At 54.8% G+C, this 6,700-nt stretch carries 8 protein-coding genes; all 8 read right to left on the bottom strand.

Annotation, left to right across the window (positions count from 1 at the left end):
- Positions 1-300, bottom strand: a 300-nt coding sequence (locus Q7U71_03825; protein ID MDO9390885.1) for a YARHG domain-containing protein, incomplete at its 3' end; no start/stop codon positions are given.
- Positions 301-396: 96 nt separating this feature from the next.
- The gene (locus tag Q7U71_03820; GenBank protein ID MDO9390884.1) at positions 397-867 is read right to left on the bottom strand and encodes a hypothetical protein; all 471 of its coding nucleotides are present in this window, start codon (positions 865-867) and stop codon (positions 397-399) included.
- Positions 868-886: 19 nt separating this feature from the next.
- Positions 887-2,056, bottom strand: coding sequence for a glycosyltransferase family 4 protein (locus Q7U71_03815; GenBank protein MDO9390883.1), 1,170 nt, complete (start codon positions 2,054-2,056; stop codon positions 887-889).
- 121 nt (positions 2,057-2,177) lie between these two features.
- Complete coding sequence (gene dinB, locus Q7U71_03810) at positions 2,178-3,356, bottom strand: DNA polymerase IV (GenBank protein ID MDO9390882.1); 1,179 nt, start codon at positions 3,354-3,356, stop codon at positions 2,178-2,180.
- Between the two features lie 16 nt (positions 3,357-3,372).
- Positions 3,373-4,191 (bottom strand): hypothetical protein, encoded by an 819-nt coding sequence (locus Q7U71_03805; GenBank protein MDO9390881.1) that lies wholly within the window; start codon positions 4,189-4,191, stop codon positions 3,373-3,375.
- A complete protein-coding gene (locus tag Q7U71_03800; protein ID MDO9390880.1) occupies positions 4,188-4,886 on the bottom strand; it encodes an endonuclease III in 699 nt (232 codons plus the stop codon). Before Q7U71_03800 ends, Q7U71_03805 begins: the two co-directional genes overlap by 4 nt.
- Positions 4,873-5,907, bottom strand: a complete 1,035-nt coding sequence (locus Q7U71_03795) for a glycosyltransferase family 9 protein (protein ID MDO9390879.1) — start codon at positions 5,905-5,907, stop codon at positions 4,873-4,875. The genes Q7U71_03800 and Q7U71_03795 overlap by 14 nt, the downstream gene beginning before the upstream one ends.
- Positions 5,891-6,685, bottom strand: coding sequence for a glycosyltransferase family 2 protein (locus Q7U71_03790; protein ID MDO9390878.1), 795 nt, complete (start codon positions 6,683-6,685; stop codon positions 5,891-5,893). Before Q7U71_03790 ends, Q7U71_03795 begins: the two co-directional genes overlap by 17 nt.
- Positions 6,686-6,700: the final 15 nt, after the last annotated feature.

The following is a 6,700-nucleotide window of genomic DNA, read 5'->3' as shown; positions in this document are numbered from 1 at the left end:
AAATGGCTTCAATTCATCTTCAAGACGAATAATTTTATTTAATGTTTCTTTCTCATATACGGAAAACATGTTTTCTTTAAATTTTGGGTTTGGTTTATACCAAGAGCAATCTGAAAAATATTCATTCAATTCCTTGGTTTTAAATATTTTTCCATGCCTTGCATATATCTCATTTCTCATATAATACAACTCTTTGGGCATTTTATTGTCCAAAATATTCATTGTTTTTAACCAATCTTCTTGGGTATATACAATAGCTGAATTACATAATAAAAATACAATAATAAAAATACGCTTCATAAACCTATCCTTTCCATTTTATATCTTTATTTTTGTTAACCCCTATAAACAGCCATTCATCTTGGAACAATACTATACCACAGAAATGACGTATTCCTACTTCAGCTGTCTGTGCGCCTTCAATCCGCCAAAGATGAACCACAACGCCAGCGCGTGAAATGCTATCCCCAGAAAATCCCCGCCCATGATGAATATTATGCTGTCCAGCGCGTAGATAATCATGCCCGCGATGAAGGCCCAGGTATTCCGCTTGGCCGCCATTACCCCGAACCCCACGAACATCCCGGCTATCAGCAGGTCTATTATCACCGCCGCGATCTTGCCGCCCTGACCCATGGGCACTGCCACCGCGTCCACTACCTGGGTAAGACCCAGCCCCATGATGAAATTCCACTGGCCGCCGAAGATGAAGATGGCGGTGTTGACCAGCGAAAGCCCGGCGATCCAGTAGAACCACCCGGCTCCTGATTTCAGCTGGTTCTCTAATTTCAGTTTTTGCTCGATCTGTCCCGGGTCCCCTGGCGGTGCGGGAGTTACGGAAGGCGCCGGGCTGTTCTGGTTTTCCATTTTCCCCTCCTTAAATCGTTTAAGCTTTGTAAATGGTCATCCATTTGGAAATTATGGTATCCCAGCTGAAATTGGTTTTAAGATGCTCATCGGCGCCCTCAACCAATCGTTGCCTTAACTTTTCTTCCGTCAATATTCTTTCTATGGCCGTGGCCAAAGCCAGATGGTCCTTCTGTGGCGCCAGCAGTCCGGTCTTTTCATTTATGATGATATCGGTGATCCCGCCTATATCGCTACCTACCACCGGCACCCCATAGTGGATGGCCTCCAGCAGAACCACCCCCAGCATCTCGGTGTCGCCCCGGGAATCTATGATCCCCGGCTGGACATAGACCGCGGCCCGGCGGTAGTGCTCGATCAGTTCGGCTTCGGAGACCTTTCCGGCAAAATGCACCCGGTCCGCTACTCCAAGATCCTCAGCCTGTTCCTTCAGCTCCGGCAGCAGCGGTCCGCCGCCCACCACCTCCAGCCTGGCCTGCGGCAGTTGCTGCATGGCTTCGATCAGATATCTAACCCCTTTCCGTTCCACCATCCGCCCGACAGTCAAGATCACTGGTTCCCCAAATTTCGTTTTCTGCCTTCTGCCTTCTGCCTTTGTGGAAAACCCTATGGTATAAGGTATGACCTCGACCTGGACATCAGAGATGCTCCTGACCTCATTAGCGGTAAAAGTGGAGATGGCAACCACCCGGTCGGAGATCCTGATGGCCCAGCGCAAAAACCATTTCATGAACGGCAGGGAGTTCTTCACCCAGCGCAGTTCCGCGCCGTAGAAGGTGGTCACCAGTTTTGCTTTGCAGGCCTGCTTGGCCGCCCAGCCGAACACGGCGTGCGGCATCGGCCAGTGGACGTGGATCACGTCATACTTGTTCTTGCGGCACAGTTTGAGCACCGCGAGGATCCCGCCTATCAGGTAGAAACCCGGAAGGATTTTGTACAGCGGGGAACGGGTCATGCGGTCCACCGCCATTTCCTCGTGGGTCAGGTTTTCCCAGCGTGAAAAGAAATAGCGGAAACGGTGCACCGGAATGCCCCACAGCATCTGGTCCCCCAGCCCCTGGTAGGACGAAGTGAATACCTCCACTTCCGCCCCCTGGGCTTTGAGCTTTTTCAGCATCTCCACCAGCCAGGGCGTGATCACATCCTGCTCGTGCCGGGGAAAGGCTGTTACTATGTGCAGTACTCGCATGGCGATCAGATTAATTTGTGAATAGCATAAAAATACTTTACGGGGACACGGATAAACACTGATCATTGATACTTATTGTCGCATAGCCAGTGTCAACCAATGTCCAATATATACTGCCCTGTCAACGTTCCATCGTGCCGCCCCGGACTATGGCCCTCTTGCCCAGCTTCTTCCTGACCTGGTCCACCGCCTTTTCCAAGCTCTCGGTTTTGGCGGATTGGGCAGCGGTCTCGCTGAACAGCCCCATCTGCTCCGGTCTTTCATCGAAGTTGGAGACCGATATTCCGATCAGCCTGATGGCATCCTTTGGCCGCCAGTTGTCCAGGAAAAGTCTCTTGGCCGCCTGGAAGATCTCGCCGGCCGCCGCCGGCAGTTTGGAATATGTTTTTCCGTAGGTGTGGGTCTCAAAACCGGTGTAGCGCAGTTTAAGGGTGATGGTCCTTCCCTGGAACTGGCTGTCCCTCAAACTGCCGGCCACATCGTCGCAAAGGTAGAGTAAAGTGGAAAGCAGCACCTCCCTGTCGGCGGTGTCCTCGTCAAAGGTGTTCTCCCGGCCGATGGACTTGGCTTCGTGCCCGTCACAGACCGGGTCGTCGTCCACCCCGTTGGCCCGCTGGTGCAGGTACTCCCCCATTGCGCCGAGTTCTTTTGCCAGGGCTCTCTCCGGGATGGCTGCCAGTTGTCCGATGGTCTCGGCCTTAAAGCTCGATTTGATCCTCTGTTCCGTCTTGGGCCCTATGCCCCACAGTTTTCGCAGCGGCAGGGGGCTTAAAAATTCCGCCTCCCGGCCGGCAGGGATTATCACCAGCCCGTCTGGTTTCTGGAGGTCCGAGGCTATCTTGGCGATCAGTTTGTTGGAGCCCATTCCCACCGAGGCGCTTAGGCCGCACTTCTGCCTGATGGCCAGCTTTATCTTCTTCCCCATCTGTTCGGCCGAACCAAAGATCCTTTGGCAGCCGGTCAGATCAAGGAAGGCTTCGTCCACCGATATCTGCTGCATCTGGGGAGAAAAGCTCAAGAGTATCTCCATGATCCGGCCGGAGACCTCGCCGTATCTCTGCATCCGCCCCGGCAAAAACACGCCCTGGGGACAAAGCCGGAAGGCTTGGGAGATGGGCATGGCCGAATGCACCCCGAATTTTCTGGCCTCATATGACGAGGCCGAGACCACCCCCCGGCCCTTGCCTCCCTTGGGGTCGGAGCCCACGATCACCGGCTGGCCCGCCAGCTCCGGGTTGTCCAAAACCTCCACCGCCGCGTAAAAACAATCCATGTCCACATGGGCTATCAGGCGTTCCATCTGAAAACTGCCATTGCTATTTCCCGGTCTTGGCCGGCGGGGTCGCCGGGGCCGGAGCCACTGGCGCTGGTTTGGCGACCGGTGTGGCCGGAGCTGCCTGGGAAACGGTCTTGGCTGCTGCGGCCGGCGGCGGAGTGATGGCCATGCTGTCCAGTTTGAAGGGCTGGATGGTCCTCTCCGGCTGGCCGTCGTCGTTCCCGCCCCAATCCAGGGTAAAGTCGTCCATGGTGGAGGAAATGCTGATCTCGCCGTTTTGGCCCTCCCCCGCTTCAATGGCGTATTGCGCTTCCCTGACCTGGAGGTGGTTCCAGACCTTTAGCGTCAGGGCCAGTTTTCCGGCGGCGGCCTGGCTGATCTTCATCATTATTTCATCCCCGCCCTTGAAAGAAGCCGACTTCTTTTCGGCCGAGGATTTGAACTGCAGATTGGGTATGCCCCGGTTGATGAAGAACTCGGCGGCGCTGCCGGTCAGGATGATCCGCTGTTTCTGGGCCTCCAGGTTGGCCTTTTCCTCTTCGTGCAGCTCCGGCTGGGCCAGGATCATTTCCAGCACGGGAAGGTACTCCTCCTTGGTGGCCGGGCCGGTGTGGCGGTCGGTCTCATCATAAAAATCTAGCCGGGCGTCCCCCAGGAGCTCCAGGGAAAAGCCGAACTGGACGCCGGCCGGAACGGGGATCACCCTGGCGCTGTCGGCTTTGGCCGCAGTGCTGTCGGCGTTAAGGGTGATGGTTTTTGGGGTCTTGTTCTTGAAGTCGTCGCGGGGCTGAGCTCGGCAGCCCCATAAGGACAGGACCGCACAAAACAGGAATACAGGGATTTTGCGTTTCCGGTTCATGACCGTTCCTCCTTTAGGTTCTTTGGTTTGCTGTCATGGGGGTACATGCAATAGAGATTCAGGCAGCACCGTCCGCAATCCGGACGGCGGGGATGGCAGGTCTGCCTCCCGTGGGTGATCAGGTTCACATGCAGGTTGAATACTTGTTTGGGGGGAATGGACGGCCCGATCCGTTCTTGAAACCTTTCAGCACTTTCTTTTGGAGCCGCCCAGCCCAGCCTTTGGCAGACCCGGTAGACGTGGGTGTCCACCGGGAAAACCGCCATCCCGGCCCCGAACAGCAGGGTGCAGGCAGCCGTCTTGGGGCCCACCCCGTCATAAGAGACCAATTGGTGATAGGCCTGCTCCGGGGACAGCTTCTTAAGATATTCCAGCGAGATCAGCCCCTGCTCCCGGGCTATCAGGTTCAGCAGATTTGAGATCCTTAAGGATTTTATCCTGGCCAGGCCGCCGGTCCTGATGGCTGCCTCAAGGGCCCGGGGCCGGGCTGCCGCCGCCGCCCTCCAGCCGGGAAAATGTTTTTTCAGCGAAAGGTAGGCCCGGTGGCTGTTGCGGTCGCTGGTGTTCTGGGAAAGGATGGTCTCCACCAAGGCGTCCAGCACCCTGGGATATTTTTTGGGGGCGGGTATTCCATGGCATTTCAACAATGCCTGATGGACCCGGTTGATATTTAAGGTGATGCTATCTTTTCCCAAGTTCCCCGGCCATCATGGTCTTGAACGCTGCCATTACCTGTTCCACGGTGATCCCGGTCATGCACTTGGGATCCGGACAGCTGGTCTTGTTGCACTCCAAACAGGACAGGCTTTCATTCCTTAATATCACGTGGGGCACTCCCCAAGGGCCCTGTCCCAGCGGGCGGGTGGGGCCGTGAAAGTTTATCACCGGAACTTTGAAGGCGGTGGCAATCTGCACCGGACCGCAGTTATTGCCTATCACTAGGTCACAGCCGGACAGCAGGGCCGCCATCTGGCGCAGGCTGGTCTGGGGGATAATCAGGACCTTGTCTTCATAACCTTTGGCTATCCTTTGGGCGCTTTCCAGTTCTGCGCTCAGTCCCCAGAATATCACGACCCGGATGTTTTTCATGGCCGACAGCTCCCGGGCCAAGATGGAAAAACTTTGCTCCGGCCAGCGCCGGCAGGAACAGCCGCTGGTGGCGACCAGGCCCACCACCGTCTCTTCCGCTTTGATGCCCCACCCGCCCCAGGTCAGGTCCTTGAAGGCGGTTTCCTCCGGCCTCAGGTTAAGGACCAGTTCCTTTGACTTGACCGGGATCCCCAGGGTTTTGAGCGGAAAAAGATGGAACTCCACCTCGTGGCCCCGGTTGGCTTCTTTGGACGAAAGGACTTTGGTATAAAACAGCCGGCGGTAGCCGAAATCAAAGCCGATCCTGGTTCCTGATCCGCTGGCCAGCGACAGGAAAGCGGTGCGGGGCGAACCGAAAAGATCTATCACCAGGTCAAACTTCCGGCGTCTCAGGTCCCTGATGAAAGCAAGCTGGCTCCGGAGGCTGCCGGGATCAAAGGAGATGACCTCGTCCAGGCCGGGGTTGTTGGCCAGCACCGGGGCGCAAAAGCTCCGGCAGAGGAACGATATTCTGGCCTGGGGGAATCCCCGGCGCAGATTGCTCAGCAGCGGCGTGGTCCAGACCACGTCTCCCACTCCCAGCATCTTGATGACTAATATGTTGGCTGGTCTATTGCTTGTTTCCATTACCAGTCTCATTTGCGCTTGACGTATTTTCGGAGTTCCGCTGAAGTTCCCAGAGCCTGATGTTCTTAACGAAGGCATAATGGGCCGAAAGCACAGACAAGCTGAAGCCCTCCATGCCGTCCAGAAATCCCAGTTTGATGAAATACATTTTGGCAAATACAATCAGAGGTTTCAAAATAACACCGGAGGGCTTGAAACGACATCCAGATTTATGCATCTGTTCGGCCGCTAACCTGGTATATTTATTGAATTTCATGAAATAATGGGCCAGATCGGGATCTGTATAATGAAGCAACGCTTCTTTGAGTTTGACCACTTTGCCATCAACCACTAACGTCTCATGTACTTGCTTGTCGTCAAACTTTGCTTTTTCTTTTTTAAACAACCGGGTGACATAACCAGGGTACCAGCCGCAATGTTTTATCCATCTCCCTAGAAAATATGCTTTTCGGGGAAAAGCCAAGGCTGAATAATCTGGGTTTGATTGGATCGTACTGGTTATCTCTTTGGCAAGCTCCGGGGTCATCCTTTCATCGGCGTCTATCCACAGGATGTGATCTCCCGAGGCCTGCTGCAATCCCCAGTTTTTTGTGGCGCCGAAGCCTTGCCACTCCTTGACCAACACCCTGGCCCCTTTGTTCCTGCTAATTTGCTCGGTTTCGTCGGTGCTGGAGGAATCAACCACCACGATCGTCTCGCCGGCAAACCCCTGCAGACTGTCCAGACAGGGACCAATATTATTTTTTTCATCCTTGGCAATTATCAATGCTGAGATCATCTATGCTCTGCCTTG

It is taken from the genome of bacterium, from assembly GCA_030655055.1.
Lineage (GTDB): Bacteria > Edwardsbacteria > AC1 > AC1 > EtOH8 > UBA5202.
This window is presented reverse-complemented; position numbering and strand designations above follow the sequence as displayed.

Bases quoted from the DNA above. Each gene is read 5' to 3' on its own strand.
- Q7U71_03795 (MDO9390879.1), bottom strand. From the start codon at position 5,907: ATGGAAACAAGCAATAGACCAGCCAACATATTAGTCATCAAGATGCTG.
- Q7U71_03805 (MDO9390881.1), bottom strand. From the start codon at position 4,191: ATGAACCGGAAACGCAAAATCCCTGTATTCCTGTTTTGTGCGGTCCTG.
- Q7U71_03790 (MDO9390878.1), bottom strand. From the start codon at position 6,685: ATGATCTCAGCATTGATAATTGCCAAGGATGAAAAAAATAATATTGGT.
- dinB (MDO9390882.1), bottom strand. From the start codon at position 3,356: ATGGAACGCCTGATAGCCCATGTGGACATGGATTGTTTTTACGCGGCG.
- Q7U71_03815 (MDO9390883.1), bottom strand. From the start codon at position 2,056: ATGCGAGTACTGCACATAGTAACAGCCTTTCCCCGGCACGAGCAGGAT.
- Q7U71_03820 (MDO9390884.1), bottom strand. From the start codon at position 867: ATGGAAAACCAGAACAGCCCGGCGCCTTCCGTAACTCCCGCACCGCCA.